General features: G+C 66.9%; 14 protein-coding genes and 1 pseudogene. 6 read left to right on the plus strand and 9 right to left on the minus strand.

All coding sequences use genetic code 11. The annotated features are described in order from the left end of the window. Together B3446_RS25710 and B3446_RS25715 are read left to right on the plus strand one after the other, a co-directional pair. Positions 1–215: pseudogene (locus B3446_RS25710) on the plus strand (glycerol-3-phosphate dehydrogenase); the annotation flags it as partial. 63 nt (positions 216–278) lie between these two features. Further along, positions 279–1,271, plus strand: a complete 993-nt coding sequence (locus tag B3446_RS25715) for a Bug family tripartite tricarboxylate transporter substrate binding protein (protein WP_291386724.1) — start codon at positions 279–281, stop codon at positions 1,269–1,271. Between the two features lie 22 nt (positions 1,272–1,293). On the opposite strand, the gene B3446_RS25720 is transcribed toward B3446_RS25715, so the two are convergent. Both B3446_RS25720 and B3446_RS25725 read right to left on the minus strand, forming a co-directional pair. Beyond that, the gene (locus B3446_RS25720; RefSeq protein WP_191578417.1) at positions 1,294–1,764 is read right to left on the minus strand and encodes a tRNA (cytidine(34)-2'-O)-methyltransferase; all 471 of its coding nucleotides are present in this window, start codon (positions 1,762–1,764) and stop codon (positions 1,294–1,296) included. 250 nt (positions 1,765–2,014) lie between these two features. Next, positions 2,015–2,608 (minus strand): ComF family protein, encoded by a 594-nt coding sequence (locus B3446_RS25725; protein ID WP_291386726.1) that lies wholly within the window; start codon positions 2,606–2,608, stop codon positions 2,015–2,017. 287 nt (positions 2,609–2,895) lie between these two features. Here B3446_RS25725 and B3446_RS25730 point away from each other — a divergent pair, with 287 nt between their 5' ends. Beyond that, entirely contained in the window at positions 2,896–3,831 is a 936-nt protein-coding gene (locus B3446_RS25730) for a methyltransferase domain-containing protein (protein WP_291386728.1), read from the plus strand. Positions 3,832–3,941: 110 nt separating this feature from the next. Here the strand turns inward: B3446_RS25730 and B3446_RS25735 are convergent, their stop codons facing one another. The 7 genes from B3446_RS25735 to rsmB all read right to left on the minus strand — a co-directional run bounded on the left by B3446_RS25735 (position 3,942) and on the right by rsmB (position 13,393). Continuing rightward, positions 3,942–5,180, minus strand: a complete 1,239-nt coding sequence (locus tag B3446_RS25735; RefSeq protein ID WP_175122075.1) for a YbdK family carboxylate-amine ligase — start codon at positions 5,178–5,180, stop codon at positions 3,942–3,944. A gap of 327 nt (positions 5,181–5,507) precedes the next feature. Next, positions 5,508–6,977: a TrkH family potassium uptake protein gene (locus B3446_RS25740; protein ID WP_191578419.1), complete on the minus strand. Its 1,470-nt coding sequence runs from the start codon at positions 6,975–6,977 to the stop codon at positions 5,508–5,510. A 53-nt stretch (positions 6,978–7,030) separates the two neighbouring features. Further along, positions 7,031–8,410: a Trk system potassium transporter TrkA gene (trkA, locus tag B3446_RS25745; RefSeq protein WP_291386733.1), complete on the minus strand. Its 1,380-nt coding sequence runs from the start codon at positions 8,408–8,410 to the stop codon at positions 7,031–7,033. Continuing rightward, on the minus strand, positions 8,407–9,102 hold the full coding sequence (locus B3446_RS25750) for a response regulator (protein WP_175186352.1): 696 nt from the start codon (positions 9,100–9,102) through the stop codon (positions 8,407–8,409). The genes trkA and B3446_RS25750 overlap by 4 nt, the downstream gene beginning before the upstream one ends. An 11-nt stretch (positions 9,103–9,113) precedes the next feature. Further along, positions 9,114–11,429, minus strand: a complete 2,316-nt coding sequence (locus tag B3446_RS25755; protein WP_291386735.1) for a sensor histidine kinase — start codon at positions 11,427–11,429, stop codon at positions 9,114–9,116. Beyond that, positions 11,426–12,016, minus strand: a complete 591-nt coding sequence (locus tag B3446_RS25760; RefSeq protein WP_291386737.1) for a DUF4390 domain-containing protein — start codon at positions 12,014–12,016, stop codon at positions 11,426–11,428. The genes B3446_RS25755 and B3446_RS25760 overlap by 4 nt, the downstream gene beginning before the upstream one ends. Positions 12,017–12,055: 39 nt before the next feature. Continuing rightward, on the minus strand, positions 12,056–13,393 hold the full coding sequence (gene rsmB, locus B3446_RS25765; RefSeq protein ID WP_291386739.1) for a 16S rRNA (cytosine(967)-C(5))-methyltransferase RsmB: 1,338 nt from the start codon (positions 13,391–13,393) through the stop codon (positions 12,056–12,058). A gap of 95 nt (positions 13,394–13,488) precedes the next feature. On the opposite strand from rsmB, the gene B3446_RS25770 reads away from it, so the two are divergent. From B3446_RS25770 to rimO, 3 genes are all read left to right on the plus strand, one after another. After that, entirely contained in the window at positions 13,489–14,121 is a 633-nt protein-coding gene (locus B3446_RS25770; RefSeq protein ID WP_291386741.1) for a LysE family translocator, read from the plus strand. A gap of 191 nt (positions 14,122–14,312) precedes the next feature. Continuing rightward, complete coding sequence (locus B3446_RS25775) at positions 14,313–14,564, plus strand: helix-turn-helix domain-containing protein (protein ID WP_175122067.1); 252 nt, start codon at positions 14,313–14,315, stop codon at positions 14,562–14,564. 142 nt (positions 14,565–14,706) lie between these two features. Beyond that, positions 14,707–16,053: a 30S ribosomal protein S12 methylthiotransferase RimO gene (gene rimO / locus B3446_RS25780; RefSeq protein WP_291386795.1), complete on the plus strand. Its 1,347-nt coding sequence runs from the start codon at positions 14,707–14,709 to the stop codon at positions 16,051–16,053. Positions 16,054–16,103 lie beyond the last annotated feature (50 nt).

The raw sequence follows: 16,103 nt of genomic DNA on the forward strand, positions 1-16,103 counted from the left end.
TGGCCAGCGGCATCACCGCCGAAGGCGTGCGCTGCGCCCGCGCCGCGTTGGACCGCGCCCGCGCCATCAATGTCGAATTGCCGATCACCGAAGCGGTGTGCGCCGTGCTGTTCGAAGGCGTCGCGCCCATGACCGCCGTCTCGGCCCTGCTGGCGCGGGATGCGCGCTATGAAGGACTGGGCGCCGGCTCCGGCGAGGCCATCGGCGCCGCCTAGATCGCGCCCGTCCATCCCGCTTCCACAACAAGACACGACACCCACCCCGAGGAGACATCCTTCATGACGCAAACCCGCAAGTTCCGGGTCGGCCCGCTGCTGCGTGGCCTTTGCCTGAGCCTGGCCGCCATCCTGCCCGTTGCCGCCCACGCCGACTGGCCCGAGCGCCCGATCCACATGGTCGTGCCCTTCCCGCCCGGCTCGTCGCCCGACATCCTGGCGCGCACGATTTCCGAGCCGCTGTCCCAGGCCCTGGGCCAACCCATCGTGATCGACAACAAGCCGGGCGCCGGCGGCAACATCGGCACGCGCATGGTGTCGCAGGCCAAGCCCGACGGCTACACGCTGCTCTACACGATCAACGGTCCGCTGGTCACGGCGCCCACGCTCTATAAGAAGACGTTGGGCTACGACCCGCTGACCGACCTGGAGCCGGTATCGCTGGTCGGCACCAGCCCTAACGTGCTGGTCGTGCCGGGCAGCCTCAAGGTCGACAACGTCCAGGACTTCGTCAAGCTGGTCAAGGGCCGCGGCAACTCGCTGAACTACGGATCGGTCGGTCCGGGCAGTTCGGCCCATCTGGCCATGGAGATGTTCAAGGAACGCGCGGGCGTGGACCTGGCCCACATCCCGTATTCCGGTTTTCCGCAGGTCATCACCGCCATCATCGGCGGCGACGTGCAGGCCGGCTTCATGGTGCCGGCGATCGCCGTGCCGCAGGCGCGCGATGGGAAGGTCAAGCTGCTGGCCGTGACCAGCCTGCAGCCCAGCGACGCCTTGCCCGGCGTGCCCACCATGGCCTCGCAGGGCTATCCGGACTTTGAAGCCATCTCGTGGAACGCGATCCTGGCGCCGGCCGGCACGCCCACGCCGATCATTGAACGGCTCAACAGCGAACTGGCGCGCATCATCAATAGCGAGGCCGTACGCAAGCAGCTGGCGCTGCAATACTTCACGCCGGCCCCGTCCACGCCAGCAGCCCTGACCAATCGCATCAAGAATGAAAAGGCGCGCTGGGACCAGGTGATCGACAAGCTGAAGCTGTCGCTGGACTGATCTTCAGTCCGAGGGGCGGCGCCTATGCGCCCCCTTCGTAGCCCTGCTGGCGCCAGGCCTCGAACACCGTGACCGCCACGGCGTTCGACAGGTTCAGGCTGCGCTGGCCGGTGCGCATCGGCAGCCGCAGCCGCTGCTGCGGCGGAAACATCGCCTGATGCTCGTCCGACAAGCCCGCGCTTTCGCGGCCAAACACGAACACATCCCCCGGTTTGAAACTGACGTCGGCCACGCTGCGCTGCGCGTGCGTGGTCAGCGCATAGATGCTGGACGCGATTGCGCCGGTGTCGTCCAGGGCCTCTTGCAGCGTGTCGTGCACGCGCACGGGCTGCCACTCGTGATAGTCCAGCCCCGCGCGCCGCATGCGGGCGTCATCCAGCTCGAATCCCAGGGGACGCACCAGATGCAGTTGCGCGCCGGTATTGGCGCACAGCCGGATGGCGTTGCCAGTGTTGGGAGGGATCTCCGGACAGACAAGAATGACGTGGAACATGGTGCAGGCAAAGGGGGAAAGGTCCACGGCCGGGAAGCGGCCGCGCGAGCGTGATTGTCGCCGATTTGGCGGCGCAGGCCTGGAACCGCGACCCGACCGCGGTCCGATGAAGGTGCGGATGCGGGCGTGGATGCGCGCGCGGTTGCGGGCGCGGACACGAGCTCGGATGCAAACGGCAGATGCAGGCCAGGATGCCGGCGGGAATTGCGGGCTGGAATCCAGCCACGATCCAGGCGGCGATGCAGGCAGATCATGGCGTGCGCGCGGCCACCAACCCCGTCACGCTGGCCGCCCCTGCCGCCATCAGGGCCGTGGCCGCCGCGCCCACGGTACTGCCGGTGGTCATCACGTCGTCCACCACGGCCACATGCCGTCCGCGAACCGGGCCGGTGCAAACGAAGAGACCCGCCGCCCCCCGCTGCCGCGCCCGCCGGCCGAGCGTGGCCTGGCGCGGCGTTTCGCGCCGCCGTGCAAGCAGGAGACGCGGCGCCGGCAGCGCCAGTTCGGCGGCCAGACTACGCGCGATCTCGGCTGCCGGGTTCATGCCCCGCTGACGCAGCGACGCCCGGCTGGCGGGGATGGGAACCAGGAGGAGATCGGGCGGCATGAACCCGGCGCAATGCCCGCATTCGGCGGCAGTGTCGGTAACGCTTGATCCCGGAATGCCGACGGCTTGCGCGCCGGACTGCACCGCTGCCTCTTGCACCGCCTGCGCCATCATTCGCGCCAGCACCGGCGCCATGCTGAGCCGCAACTGCGTCTTCAGCATCAGCACCAGCGCATCGCCGGGAGGCGCATAGTCAAACGCCGCGATTGTGCGGCTGAACGTCTGCGGCTGCGCCATACACGCGGCGCAATGCTGTCCGCCCCCTTGAAGGCGCAGCGCGCATCGCGGGCATCTTGCCAAGCCCCCCGGCGGCCCGGCCATGATGTCCGCCTGACACCCGGCGCACAGCCGCGCCCCAGCGACCCGTGTCCCGCACAACGGACAATCGCACCCCAGGCGCGACAACAACCGTCGCCCCATATTCAGTAGGGGCAATCGGAGCCTGCCGCCGGGATGGGCAATAATGTGAGCCATCCCAGATCAAACCATGCTCCGCCCCGGGAGATCCCGCGAGCGCGACCGAAATGTCCCTGCCAGAAACCGCAACGCCCCCCTCCCTGCCCCTCGTCAGTGCCGACGTGCCGCGCCAATTTGCGCGCCGCGGCGACCTGGCCGACGCCCAGTTCCTCTATGGCGAAGTGGCGCGCCGCATGCTCGGCCGCCTGCAGTACATCCGAGTGCAACCGAAGGCTATGCTGGACGCCGGCTGCGGCGCCGGCGACAACCTGCCGTTGCTGCGCGAGCGCTATCCCGAAGCGGCTTACACCGGCCTGGACAACTGTGAGCCCTTGCTGGCGCAGGCGCGCCAGCGTCACGCGCCGGGCGGGCTGTCGGCCTGGATCGGCAAGCTGGCGCGTCGCGGCCCGGCGGCCCCTTCATTTGTGAACGCCGATCTGGCCAACACGGGACTGCCGCCCGAATCGCTGGAACTGGTCTGGTCGAACATGGCGATGCACTGGCACCGCGAACCGCACGCCGTGCTGGCCGAATGGCGCCGAATCCTGAAAGTGGGCGGCCTGGCGATGTTCTCCTGTCTGGGTCCGGCCACGCTGCGCGAACTGCGGCAGGCGCTGGCGGATGCCGGCCTGCGCACGGCCACGCCGTCTTTCGTGGACATGCACGACTTCGGCGACCTGCTGGTGGAAAACGGCTTTGCGGATCCGGTGATGGACCAGGAGATCCTGACGCTGACCTACCGCAGCCCCGAAAAGCTGCTGCAGGACGTGCGCGCCTTGGGCGGTAACCCCGCCGAAGGACGACGGGGCGGGCTGGTGGGACGCGGCTGGCGCGACCGCCTGTGCGCGGCGCTGGAAGCGCAGCGCAATGCGGACGGCCTGATCGTCTTGAGTATCGAAGTGGCCTACGGCCACGCCTGGCGCGCCGCCGCGCATCGGACCGTGGCAGGCGAAACCCGCCTGTCCATCAGCGCGATCGGCGGCCGGCAGCGCGGAACGCTTTGACGGCAGGGCCTGCAAAGCCGCCCTGAAAGACGGGTCTTCGAAAGCAGGCCTGAATGAACGCCCGTGAAAAAGGCGCGCGAAGCGGGCCTCGCACGCGTCCCTGCCGCAGCCTAGTGCAAGCGTTCCGGCACGGTGACGCCCGGCTCGGACGCCGACAGTCCCTGCATGGGCTCGGACGTCGCCCGGATGCGGCGGCGAAGCACCGCTGTCGGCTCTGCCGGCGGCGCAACGGGCGCCGCCGTACCGCGCCACGCGTTCGACATGGCTTCCACCACCAGCGGCAAGTCGCGCAGGCGATGGTACTGGCTGCGCAGCCAGCGGGCGTCGTTGCCGGCGCGCATGGCGTCGTCGCGCAAGGCGGCGATCATGTCGCCCGTACCCAGTTCCTCGGCCACCGGCATCAGACGCTGGAACAGCGCACGCATATGGTCGATCAGACGCACGCGCTGCCCGTCGGGCGTGACGTAGCTGCCCTGCAGGCCAAAGCGGCAGGCCTGGAAGTGGTTGCTGCGATAGGAAAGCCAGGCGTTGTCGCTGGGATCTTCCTCGCGCATCAGCAACACGGACAGCGCTTGGGCAAACGCCGCCACCTGGCAGGCGCGCTCCACCGTCAGCGGCGTGTCGCAGACCCGGATTTCGACCGTGCCGAACTCGGGCTTGGGACGGATATCCCAGTACAGGTCCTTGATGCTCTCGGCCAGACCGAAAGCGCGAAGCTGGGACAGGTGGGCTTCGAACTGGTACCAGTCCTTGACCTCGGGCGGCATGTGGCCGGCGAGCGGGAAGCTGTTGACCGCATTCAGGCGCGAGCACGAGAACAGGGTGTCCACCCCCTCGCAGTACGGCGACGACGCCGTCAGCGCGATGAAGTGCGGCACGTAGGGCGACAGGCGGCGTAGCAGCTTGATGGAGTCGTCGCCGCTTTTCACGCCCAGATGGATGTGTTGGCCGAACACCGTAAATTGACGCGCCAGGTAACCGTACATTTCGGCCAGGTACTGGAAGCGCGGGGTATCGGAGATGGAGCGCTCTTGCCAGCGCATGAAGGGATGGGCGCCACCGCCCGCCACCGACACGCCAACCGCATCCGCGGCTTCAACCAGGGCGTCGCGCATCTCGCGCATTTCGGCCAAGAGGCCCATGGGGTGCTCGTGCACCGAGGAGTTCAGTTCGATCATGGACCGCGTGATTTCGGGTTTTACGCGGTCGGCAATAGGATGGTTGGCCATTTGGGCCAACAGTTCGTCAGAGGCTGCAGCAAGGTCAAAACTGCGGGGGTCGATCAGTTGCAGCTCGAGTTCGATGCCCAGGGTGTTGGGGGCCGACGAAATGAACGGGATTTGTTCCATCTCGGACTCCTTTGAATGTTTGATGAGGGTATGCGCCGTTCGACCTTGAAGCCCGGCAACCTCCCGGGGGGCACTAGACGGCGGCTTGTGAACGCATGATAGCCGCAGGTTTGTGGCAAAACGATTGAAAATCGTGACATTTGTGTGCAACATCGCGAATCATCCGGTTTTTCCCTCTAAGGAACAGTAAGCAAGCGCTTACCGCCCAGGATTGACGCGGGTTCTGGGCGAGCGCCCGGCGCGGAGCCAGAAAAGACGGGGATCTCCAAAGGGGACGGGATAACCCTAATTAGGGTTATCCCTGACGATTTCGACGCCTGGCGGCGCCTATTTGCGCCAGAAGATCGGCGTGAAGAGCACCAGCACGGTCAGCAGTTCCAGCCGGCCGATCAGCATGGCAAAGGTGCAGACCCAGATCTGGAAGTCCGACAGCACCGCAAAGGTGCCCATGGGGCCCACCGGACCCAGGCCGGGCCCGGTGTTGTTCACGCTGGCGAACACGGCCGAGAACGCCGTGATCGGGTCCAGGCCCGAGAGCAGCAGCAAGCTGGTGAACACCGCGATGGACAGGCCGTAGAACAGCATGAAGGCCAGCACGGACGACATGGTCCGTGTCTCCACCGCCCGGCCGTTGATCCGGACGGGGCTGACGGCATGCGGATGCAACATGGTGACCAGCTCATTACGGGCTTGCTTGATCAGCAGGATGGCGCGGATCATCTTGATCCCGCCCCCCGTCGACCCCGCCGACGTCGCAAAGCCCGACAGCAGCAGCATCGTCAGCGGCGCAAACAGCGGCCATTGGGCGAAGTCGGTATTGGCATAGCCGGTCGTGGTGGCCATGGAGATGGTATTGAACATCCCGTAGCGCAGCGCTTCCAGCGGATCGGTGTAAACGTCCTTGATGAAGAGGTACACCGAGATGACCAGCCCGACCCCCAGCACGACGACCAGGTACGGAATGGCCTCCGGACAGCGCCAATAGGCGCGCGGACTGCGCTGGCGGAAGGCATTGAAGTGCGTGGCGAAGTTGATGCCGGCGATCAGCATGAACACCATCGCCACCATTTCGACCGCAACGGAGTCAAAGTGCGCGAAGCCGTCGTCCCAGGTGGAAAAGCCGCCCAGCCCCATGGTGGTGGCCATGTGGCACCAGGCCTCAAACCACGACAGCCCGGCCAGCCGGTACGCAATGAAGCAGAGGATAGAGAACACGAAATAGACCGCGTACAGCGCCTTGGCCGTGCTGGCGATGCGGGGCGTCAGGCGCTCGTCTTTCATGGGCCCCGGGGTCTCGGCCCGCACCACCTGGTGTCCGCCGACGCCCAGCAGCGGCAGAATGGCGACGGCCAGCACCAGGATGCCCATGCCGCCGATCCAGATCAGCGTCGCCCGCCACAGGTTGATCGACGGCGGCAAGGTGTCCAGGTTGGTCAGGACCGTGGCGCCGGTGGTGGTCAGCCCGGACATCGCCTCGAAATAGGCGCCCGTGAAGGACAGCGGCAGCCCGGCGCCATGGAAGTACAGCAGCAGCGGAATGGCCGCCAGCAGCGGCAGACCTGCCCAGACGGCCGACACCAGCACGAAGCCGTCGCGCGCCCGCAATTCGCTGCGGTTGCGCCGGGTCAGCGCGGCCAGGCCGCCGCCGATGCCGACGGAAATCAGGAAGCCGTCGCGGAAGGCATCACGCGCCGCGTCGCCCCCCACATAGGCGATGAACAGCGGGATCAGCATGGTGAGGGCGAACATCACCATGGTGAGGCCCAGGATGTACAGGGTGGCCAGGACGCGCTTCATGGAGGCTTATCCGGCCGCTCGCGGCCCACGCAAGGGGTGAACGGGGCGGCGCATCAGAAAAACGACGCCGAAACCTGGAACAGCTTTTCCACGCGCGGCATCTGCTGGCGCGAGGGCACGAAGACGATGACGTGGTCGTCGGTTTCGATGACGGTATCGGCGTCCGGCAGGATGATTTCTTCGCCGCGCACCAGCGCGCCGATGCTGGCGCCCTTGGGCAGGCTGATCTTGCCCACCGCGCGGCCCACCACCTTGGACGTGGAGCGGTCGCCGTGGGCAATGGCCTCCAGCGCCTCGGCCACGCCCTGGCGCAGCCGGTGCACGGCCACCACGTCGCCGCGGCGCACGTGGCGCAGCAGTTCGCTCATGGTGGCTTGCGACGGCGACACGGCGATGTCGATGTGGCTGCCCTGCATGAGTTCGCCGTACGCGTGGCGGTTGATCAGCGCGATCACCTTGCGCGCGCCCAGCCGCTTGGCCAGCAGCGACGACATGATGTTGTCTTCGTCGTCGCTGGTCAGGGCCAGCCACGTGTCCATGTCCTCGATGTTCTCGCGCTCGAGCAGCGCCTCGTCTGTGCCACTGCCGTGCAGGACCAGCACACTGTCCGGAAGCTGGGTTGCCAGGTATTCGCAACGCTTCAGGTCGTGCTCGATGATGCGGACGCTGTACTTTTCCTCGGCAAGCTGGCGCGCGAGCCGCAGGCCGATGTTGCCGCCGCCCGCGATCATCACGCGGCGCACCGCGCGCTCGGCGTCGCGCAGCTTGCGCACGGCGCGGCGTGCGTGGTCCGAATCGACAACCAGCACGACTTCGTCGCCCGGGGCGATGACGGTGCCGCTGCCCGCGCGCAGGGGACGGCCGCCGCGCAGCACGTCGATGACGCGCGCCTTCACGTCCGGCCAGACGTCGCGCAGCTTATCCACGGACGAATGCGCCATCGGGCTGCCGTGCCCCACGCGTACGGTGACGACGCTGACGCGGCCTTCGGCGAATTCGACGACCTGCAGGGCCTCGGGGAACTCGATGAGGCTTTGCAGATAGGTGGTGACGCTGCGTTCGGGGCTGATGAGCGCGTCGATGCAGAAGCCTTCTTCGCTCATGAGTTCCGGATGCTCCGGAAATTCCGCGGAGCGGATGCGGGCGATGCGGCGGGGGATGTTGAACAGTTGGCGCGCGATCTTGCACGCGACCATGTTGGCGGAGTCGGACGCCGCACAGGCGATGAGAAGATCGGTGTCGGCGGCGCCGGCATTTTCCAAAACAGAAACCTGCGAGCCGTCACCCAGGACGACACGCAGGTCAAAGTGTTCTTGCAGGTATTGCAACTGGGCGGGGTCGGAATCGATGACCGTGATGTCGTTTTGCTCGGACACCAGGTTTTCCGCCACGCTGGTGCCTACGCGACCAGCGCCCATGATCAGGATCTTCATGTGCTGCGCTTGCGCGCGGACTCGATGCCCAATTGCTTGAGCTTGCGGTAGAGGTGGGTGCGTTCCAGCCCGGTACGTTCGGACACGCGCGTCATGCTGTGGCTTTCCCTGACCAGGTGGTATTCAAAGTAGATGCGCTCGAATTCGTCGCGCGCTTCGCGCAGCGGCTGGTCCAGCGAAATGCTGCCCAACTGGCCGTTGGACGTGGCCGGCACATCGTTGGCGGACACGGCGGCCAGCGCGGCGGGCGGATCCAGTTCGTCTTCCAGCGCCACGATCGGGCTGGCGACGGCCGGATTGGCGGCGGCGGGCGCCGCATGCGGCACGCGGCCACGCGCCAGGCCCGCGGCAACGGTCTTGAGCAGACGCTGCAGCGTAATGGGCTTTTCGAGGAAATCCATGGCGCCGATGCGCGTGGCTTCGACCGCCGTGTCGATGGTGGCGTGGCCGCTCATCATGATGACAGGCATGTCCAGCAAGCCTTGCGAGCCCCACTCCTTGAGCAGGCTGACGCCGTCGGTGTCGGGCATCCAGATGTCCAGCAACACCAGATCGGGACGCATGCGAAGACGGGCAGCGCGCGCTTGCGCCGCGTTTTCGGCCAACTCGACCGTGTGTCCCTCGTCGTAAAGGATTTCCGACAACAGTTCGCGTATACCGACTTCGTCGTCAACCACCAGAATTCTGGCCATAAAGCATCCACCTATTGCGTAGCCGCATTATCCTTTTCTTGCGCGGTGGCGTCCATAGTGTCGGACCCGGGCGCGAGCCGGGTCAACAGGATGGAAATCCGCGCCCCTCCTTCCTTGCGGTTGGCAAGGTCGATACGTCCGCCATGCTCTTCCACGATCTTGCGGACGATTGCCAATCCTAACCCAGTCCCGTGGGACTTTGTGGTTACGTAGGGCTCAAATGCGCGTTGCATGACCTGCGGCGGGAAGCCGGGACCCGTGTCCGCCACCGTGAAACGCAGCGCCTGATGCGCCACGCGATCGGGCTGTTCGCTGCGCATGAGTTGGGTCGTCACGCTGACGCGGCCCTGCCCGCCCAGTTCCGCGATCGCATCGCGCGCATTGGAAAGCAGGTTGTGGATCACCTGCCGGAGCTGGGTCGGATCGCCTTCGATATCGGGCAGGTCGGCGCCCAGGCTGACATCCAGATTCATGGCCTTTTCCGTCAGCCGCGATGGGGCGCCCTCGGGTTCCCAGCCATAGAGCGACAGCACGTCCGCCACCAGCGCGTTGAAATTGATGCGCTGCATGACGGCCGGCGGCGTGCGCGCATACTCACGGAAGTCGTCCACCATCTGCTTGAGCGACGCCACCTGGTTCACGATCGTGTTGGTGGAACGCGCCACGATCTGCGCCTCGGCGGGCGGCAGCTTGCCTTCCAGCTTCATGGCCAGGCGCTCGGCCGAGAGCTGGATCGGGGTCAGCGGATTCTTGATTTCGTGGGCCAGCCGGCGCGCCACCTCGCCCCACGCCACGGTCCGGTTGGCGGAAATCACTTCGGTGATGTCGTCGAACACGACCAGATAACCGTTGCCGCGCCCATCGACGCGCAGGTGCGTGCCCCGCGCCAGCAAGGTCAGCGGCTGGGATGCGGTCGCGCCTTCGGCCTGGGCGGGCGCAATTTCGAATTGCTGCTGCCAGTGCTGGCGCTCGGAGCCGACCGCCGCGTGCGTGGAAAACGCCTGGCGCACGATATTCGCAAATTCCAGCATGCCGTCCGCGGTCTCGAGCGGACGGCCGATGACCGAGCGCAGGTCTGCGCCCAGGATGGTCTGGGCGCCCTGGTTCACGGTGGTGACGCGGAATGCTTCGTCGAACACCAGCACGCCGGAAGACAGGTTGGACAGCACGCTTTCCAGATAGACGTTGGAGCGTTCGAGCTGCTGGCGGTTGCTTTCGACCATGCGGCGCGCTTCGTCGAGCTGGCGGGTCATGGCGTTGAACGATCGCGTGAGTTGGCCGACTTCGTCGCGTTCCGGCGGCTCGGGCAGGGGCCGGTAGTCGCCCACGCCCACCGCCTGCGTGCCGCCCGCCAGGCTGAGCAGCGGGCGCACCAGCCGCTTGGACAGGGACAGAGCCACCGCGATGGCGCCAAACGCGGCCAGCAGCAGGGCCAGCGTCAGCGTGATGCCATAGAGTTTGCGCAGGCCCAGCCGCGACAGCGCCAGTTCCTGGTAATCCCGAAAACCCTGCTGCACGAGGTTGGCGTTGTGCGCGATCTGCTCGGGCACCGGCTGCAGCAATTGCAGCCAGCGGGGTTCGGAGGCCGGACCCAGCAGGTTGTCGTAACGGTCCGGGCCGTTCAGCGGGATCACCACACGCAGATGCAGGCCGCCTTCGGCGCCCGGCGTGACGGGGTCATCGGCTTCGGCCGCGGAATACCCGCGCGCCAGCCGCAACTGATTCATCACCGTGGAAGGCGGCATGGCCGGCAGCAACTGGCCGTACTGGCTGGTCGAAAACGCCACCATCCGGCCGCTGCCCGTGAACACCATGGCTTCCTGCACGCCGTTCGCCTCGCGCAGCCGGGTCAGCGCCAGCGTCACGCCGCTGTCGGTGCTGCGGTTCAATTCCACGGCCATCGAGCGGGCGCGGGCGTCCAGGTCGGCCAGCAGCGAATCCAACGCGGCGCGGCCCAGGTTCAGGCCGGCTTCCAGCGCCGTGTCCACGCGCACGTTGAACCAGGATTCGATCGAGCGCGACATGAACTGCACCGACACGGTGTAGATGAGCGCGCCGGGCACCACGCCGATCAGGGCGAAAGCCAGGGAAAAGCGGGCGGTGAGCCGCGCGCCGAATTGCCGGCGACGGATCTGCCGGGCCAGCCGCACCGTCAGCGCGACAACCCAGACAAAGAGCGCCAGCGCAAAGATGCCGTTCAGGACCAGCAGCGTGTCGTAGTAGCGCGCAAAACGCGAGGCGTTTCCGGTGGACCAGGCCAAGAGGCCCAGCAGCGCCAGGCCGCTCACGGCGCCGACCATCAGCGCCAGCCGAAGCAAAAGCCTCATGAGGGATCTTTCTCCTTGTCGCCCAACATGAACGAGAAGTCCATCCACGGCGTCGCCTGCGCCCACGAGCTGCTGTTCAGGGCGTTGACCTGAAACGGCCTGGGCAACAGCGACGTATCCAGCCGGAGGCGCAACTGCCCGTTGTATTGCAACCCCGCATCAAACTCGCCGGCCTTCGCGACCCGCCAATTGCGGATATGCCGGATGGCGCTCATGGCGTCGTCCAGCGAGGCCACCGGAAAGGACAGCTCGCCCACGCCCGCCCGCCACTGGCGGGTCAGCGCGTTATAGACCACACGCCAGGTGCGCGATGTGTCCACCAGTGACTCGTCGAACCAGTACCAGCGTTCTCGGGTAATGGTCAGGTCAGCCGTGAAATACAGGGCGACGCCGCGTTGGGCGGCGTCGCGCAACTGCTGGTTCAGCTCGAATTCGATGTCCGCGTCGATTTCCAGGTTGCCGTCGCGCACCAACGGTTCCACGCGCGTAACGCGCGGCTCGGACGCGTGAGCCACACCACCCGGCGCAGTCAAAAGCACGGCAGATACCAGCAACAACCCAAGAAATACGCGCGAAATAATGGACATACGGCACCGGAACTACGTCATGCCCCTATTCTTCGGGATTCAGGACTGCTTGGCAAACAAGGCGTAGAAAAACCCGTCGTGTTGCGCCGCGGGTGTTGCATCGACCGCAACTGGCAGCAATTGGCCGGGCGCGTCCAGGCGGGTCGCGTCGGGATGGCGCTGCAGGAATTCCAGGGCCTGACGCGTGCCTTCGATCGGAAACACCGAGCACGTCACATAGAGCAGCCGGCCGCCGGGGGCCACGGTGGACCAGAGCGCATCCAGGATCCGGGTCTGCAGGCTGGCGGTGCGGCGCAGGTCGTTCTCGCGGCGCAGCCAGCGGATGTCAGGGTGGCGGCGGACAATGCCCGACGCCGTGCACGGCACGTCCGCCAGCACGGCGTCAAAGGGCTTGCCGTCCCACCACGCGTCCAGGTCGGCGGCGTCGGCCGCCTTCAGCCGGACATGGCCGCCGCCCAGGCCCAGCCGTTCCAGATTCTGTTCGACGCGGCCAAGCCGGTCGGCGTCGGCATCCAGGGCAAGCAGGTCGATGTCCGCAAGTTCAAGCAGGTGTGCCGTCTTGCCCCCGGGCGCCGCGCAGGCGTCCAGCACGCGCATGCCGTCGGCAGGGGCCAGCAATTCCGCCGCGAGCTGGGCGCCCGCGTCCTGCACCGACCACCAGCCCTCGGCAAACCCCGGCAACTGCGTCACCGGTTTGGGCGTGGCCAGCACCACGCCCGATTGGCCCACGGCTTCTGCCGCCAGGCCCGCCTCCTCAAAGGCAGCCAGCACCTGCTCGCGGGTGGCGCGGCGGCGGTTGACCCGCAAGGTCAGCGGGGCCGGCAGATTGGACGCCGCGAGGATCTCGCGCCATTGCTTTGGATAGGCCACGGTAAGTTGCTTGACCCACCAGCCAGGGTGATTGAATTGCGCCTCGGGACTGTCGGCCACGGCGGCCTCCAGCGCGGCGCGTTCACGCAGGAAACGGCGCAGGCAGGCATTGAGCATCCCCTTGTAGGACGCCAGGGCGCGCGACCCAGCGGCCGCGGTCACCGCCTGGTCGACGACCGTGTGCGGGGCGTAGACCGGCATGCCAGGGAGGGCGACGGCCGCATCGCCCTCTTCCTTGAGCAGCGTCAGCGACACCAGCAGCAGGGATTCGAACAGCACGCTGGGGTAACGCTGCACCATCTCGCGGCCGACGGCGTCGGCCCAGCCCAGGTAGCGCATCGCATGGAACGACACCGCCTGCGTGGCCGGACGCAGCGCGCCATCGACCTCGGCCAGCGCCTCCGTGAGTGAGCGCCCGTCGAGCACGTCCTCCACCACCCCCGCGCTGGCAAGTAGAACGGAAGAAAGCGGGGGGGCCAGATTGGGGGAGTCAGGACGGGTGGACATGGTGCGAAATCAAAGAGTAAGACCGCTATGGTAGCCCGGACCTGGACGGACGGCGGCCCGCGCGGCACACTGGCTCCCTGCCCTGGAGCCCCGTCATGTCCCTCGCCACGCTGCTGCTGTTTGTCCTGGCCTCTGCCATCGCCATCATCACGCCCGGCCCCACCACGCTGCTCGCCATGAGCAACGGCTCGCGCCACGGCGTGCGCGCCGCCTGCTGGGGCATGGGCGGCGCGGTGATGGCGGATCTGGTCCTGATCGGCGCCGTGGCCTGCGGCCTGGGTGTGCTGCTGGCCGCCTCCGAGGTCGCCTTCCAGATCGTCAAATGGGTGGGCGCCGCGTACCTGGCCTGGCTGGGCTGGAAGCTCCTGCGCTCGGACGCGCCGGTGACCCTGCCGTCCGAAAGCGCCCGTGATGCGCGCCCGGCCGGGCTGGCCCTGGGCCTGCGCAGCTTCGTCGTGGCCCTGACCAACCCCAAGGCCCTGCTGTTCATGTCGGCCTTCCTTCCCCAATTCATCAACCCCACCGCTCCCCTGCCCGCCCAGTACGCCATCCTGGCCGGCGTCCTGGCGCTGCTGAATGTGGCGACGATGCTGGCCTATGCGGCGCTGGGCGCGCAGATGGTGCGCGCCTTCCGGGCAGGCGGCCTGCACTGGCTGAACCGGATCTGCGGCGGCATGCTGATCGGACTGGCGGGCACGCTGGCGCTGTATCGCCGCACTGCGGCCTGAATCGCGGGCCTCGGTTCCACGCGGCTTTCCGTCCCCCGTTGCCAGACGGGCCCCACCATCCCGCGCTATCCCCGCCTACGGCAATGCCGTATAATCCTGCGCTGCCCCGCTATCCCCATCGGTGCGGCCGCCGGCCGAATGCCCGCCGGCGCGAATGAATGCCGCACCGCCCCCCTCCCAGTGATTGAGTTATGAAGAAGGCTGTACCGCCTGCCCGGTCCGTCCGGTGGCAGGCGTCGCATATCAGCGAAGCGCGCAATCGCGTGGGCCTGCCGCAGGCGGATTTCGCGGAGTTGTTGGGCGTAAGCGTGCGCACCTTGCAGGATTGGGAGCAAGGCCGCCGCAACCCCTCGGGCGCCGCGCAGACCTTGCTGCGCGTCGCCATGCTGCATCCGGAAACGCTGCGCCACCTGTCCTCCCAGGACGCTCCGGCCTGGCCCTGAATCTTTGACGATGACCCCGCCGCACGCCGAATGCCCGTGCGCGAACCTACGGTGAATTAGATTGGAAGTTATTGAACATTCCCGCCCCGGCAAAGGCGCCGGCGCTGCCCCCAGCAACGGCAACAACGCCACGCTCGACGCCATCACGGCCGCCGCGCAAGAGGCCAACCCCGGCCGCGCGCCGCGCGTGGGCTTCGTGTCGCTGGGCTGTCCGAAGGCACTGGTCGACTCCGAACGCATCCTGACCCAGTTGCGTACCGAAGGCTACGAAGTCACGCCCGAGTACAACGATGCGGACGTGGTCGTCGTCAACACCTGTGGCTTTATCGACAGCGCCAAGGCCGAGTCGCTGGAAGCCATCGGCGAAGCCCTGGCCGAAAATGGCAAGGTCATCGTGACCGGCTGCATGGGCGTCGAGGAATCCGTAATCCGCGACGTGCACCCCAGCGTGCTGTCGGTGACCGGTCCCCAGCAATATGAAGAGGTCGTGCGCGCCGTGCACGGCGTGGCGCCCCCGCGCACGGATCACAATCCCTACGTGGATCTGGTGCCGCCGCAAGGCGTCAAGCTCACGCCGCGCCACTATGCCTACCTGAAGATCTCCGAAGGCTGCAATCATCGCTGCAGCTTCTGCATCATCCCCTCGATGCGCGGCGACCTGGTCAGCCGTCCCGTGGGCGACGTGCTGAACGAAGCCGAGCGCCTGGTGAAGGCGGGCGTGAAAGAGCTGCTGGTGATCTCGCAGGACACCAGTGCATACGGCGTGGACATGAAGTACCGCAGCGGCTTCTGGAACGGCCGCCCGGTCAGGACGCGCATGACCGAGCTCTGTATGGCCTTGTCCGAAATGGGCGTCTGGACGCGCCTGCACTACGTGTATCCGTACCCGCACGTGGACGAAGTGATTCCGCTGATGGCCGAGGGCAAGATCCTGCCCTACCTGGACATCCCGTTCCAGCACGCCAGCCCGCGCATCCTGAAGCTGATGAAGCGCCCGGCCTTCGAGGACAAGACGCTGGCGCGCATCAAGCGCTGGCGCGAAATCTGTCCGGACCTGACGATCCGTTCGACCTTCATCGTGGGCTTCCCCGGCGAAACCGAGGAAGACTTCCAGTACCTGCTGGACTGGATGCAGGAAGCGCAGCTCGACCGCGTGGGCTGTTTCCAGTATTCGCCGGTTGAAGGCGCACCCGCCAACCTGCTGGACGATCCGGTGCCGGACGACGTCAAGCAGGACCGCTGGGAACGCTTCATGGCGCTGCAGCAAACCATTTCAGCTGAGCGCCTGGCGCTCAAGGTGGGCCGCGAGATCGACGTGCTGATCGACGAGGTCGACGAAGACGGCGCCGTGGGCCGCAGCGCCGCCGACGCGCCTGAAATCGACGGCTGCGTCTACGTCAGTTCGGACAAGCCCCTGCAGCCGGGCGACATGGTGCGCGTGCGCGTCACCGACTCCGACGAATACGATCTCTGGGCCGACGTGGTCTGATCCAGGGCGTCTTCAGGACAAACGCCGTCCGGCGCATCGCGCGCCGGACG

Source organism: Achromobacter sp. UBA5777, assembly GCF_002418565.1.
Taxonomy (GTDB): domain Bacteria; phylum Pseudomonadota; class Gammaproteobacteria; order Burkholderiales; family Burkholderiaceae_B; genus Achromobacter; species Achromobacter animicus.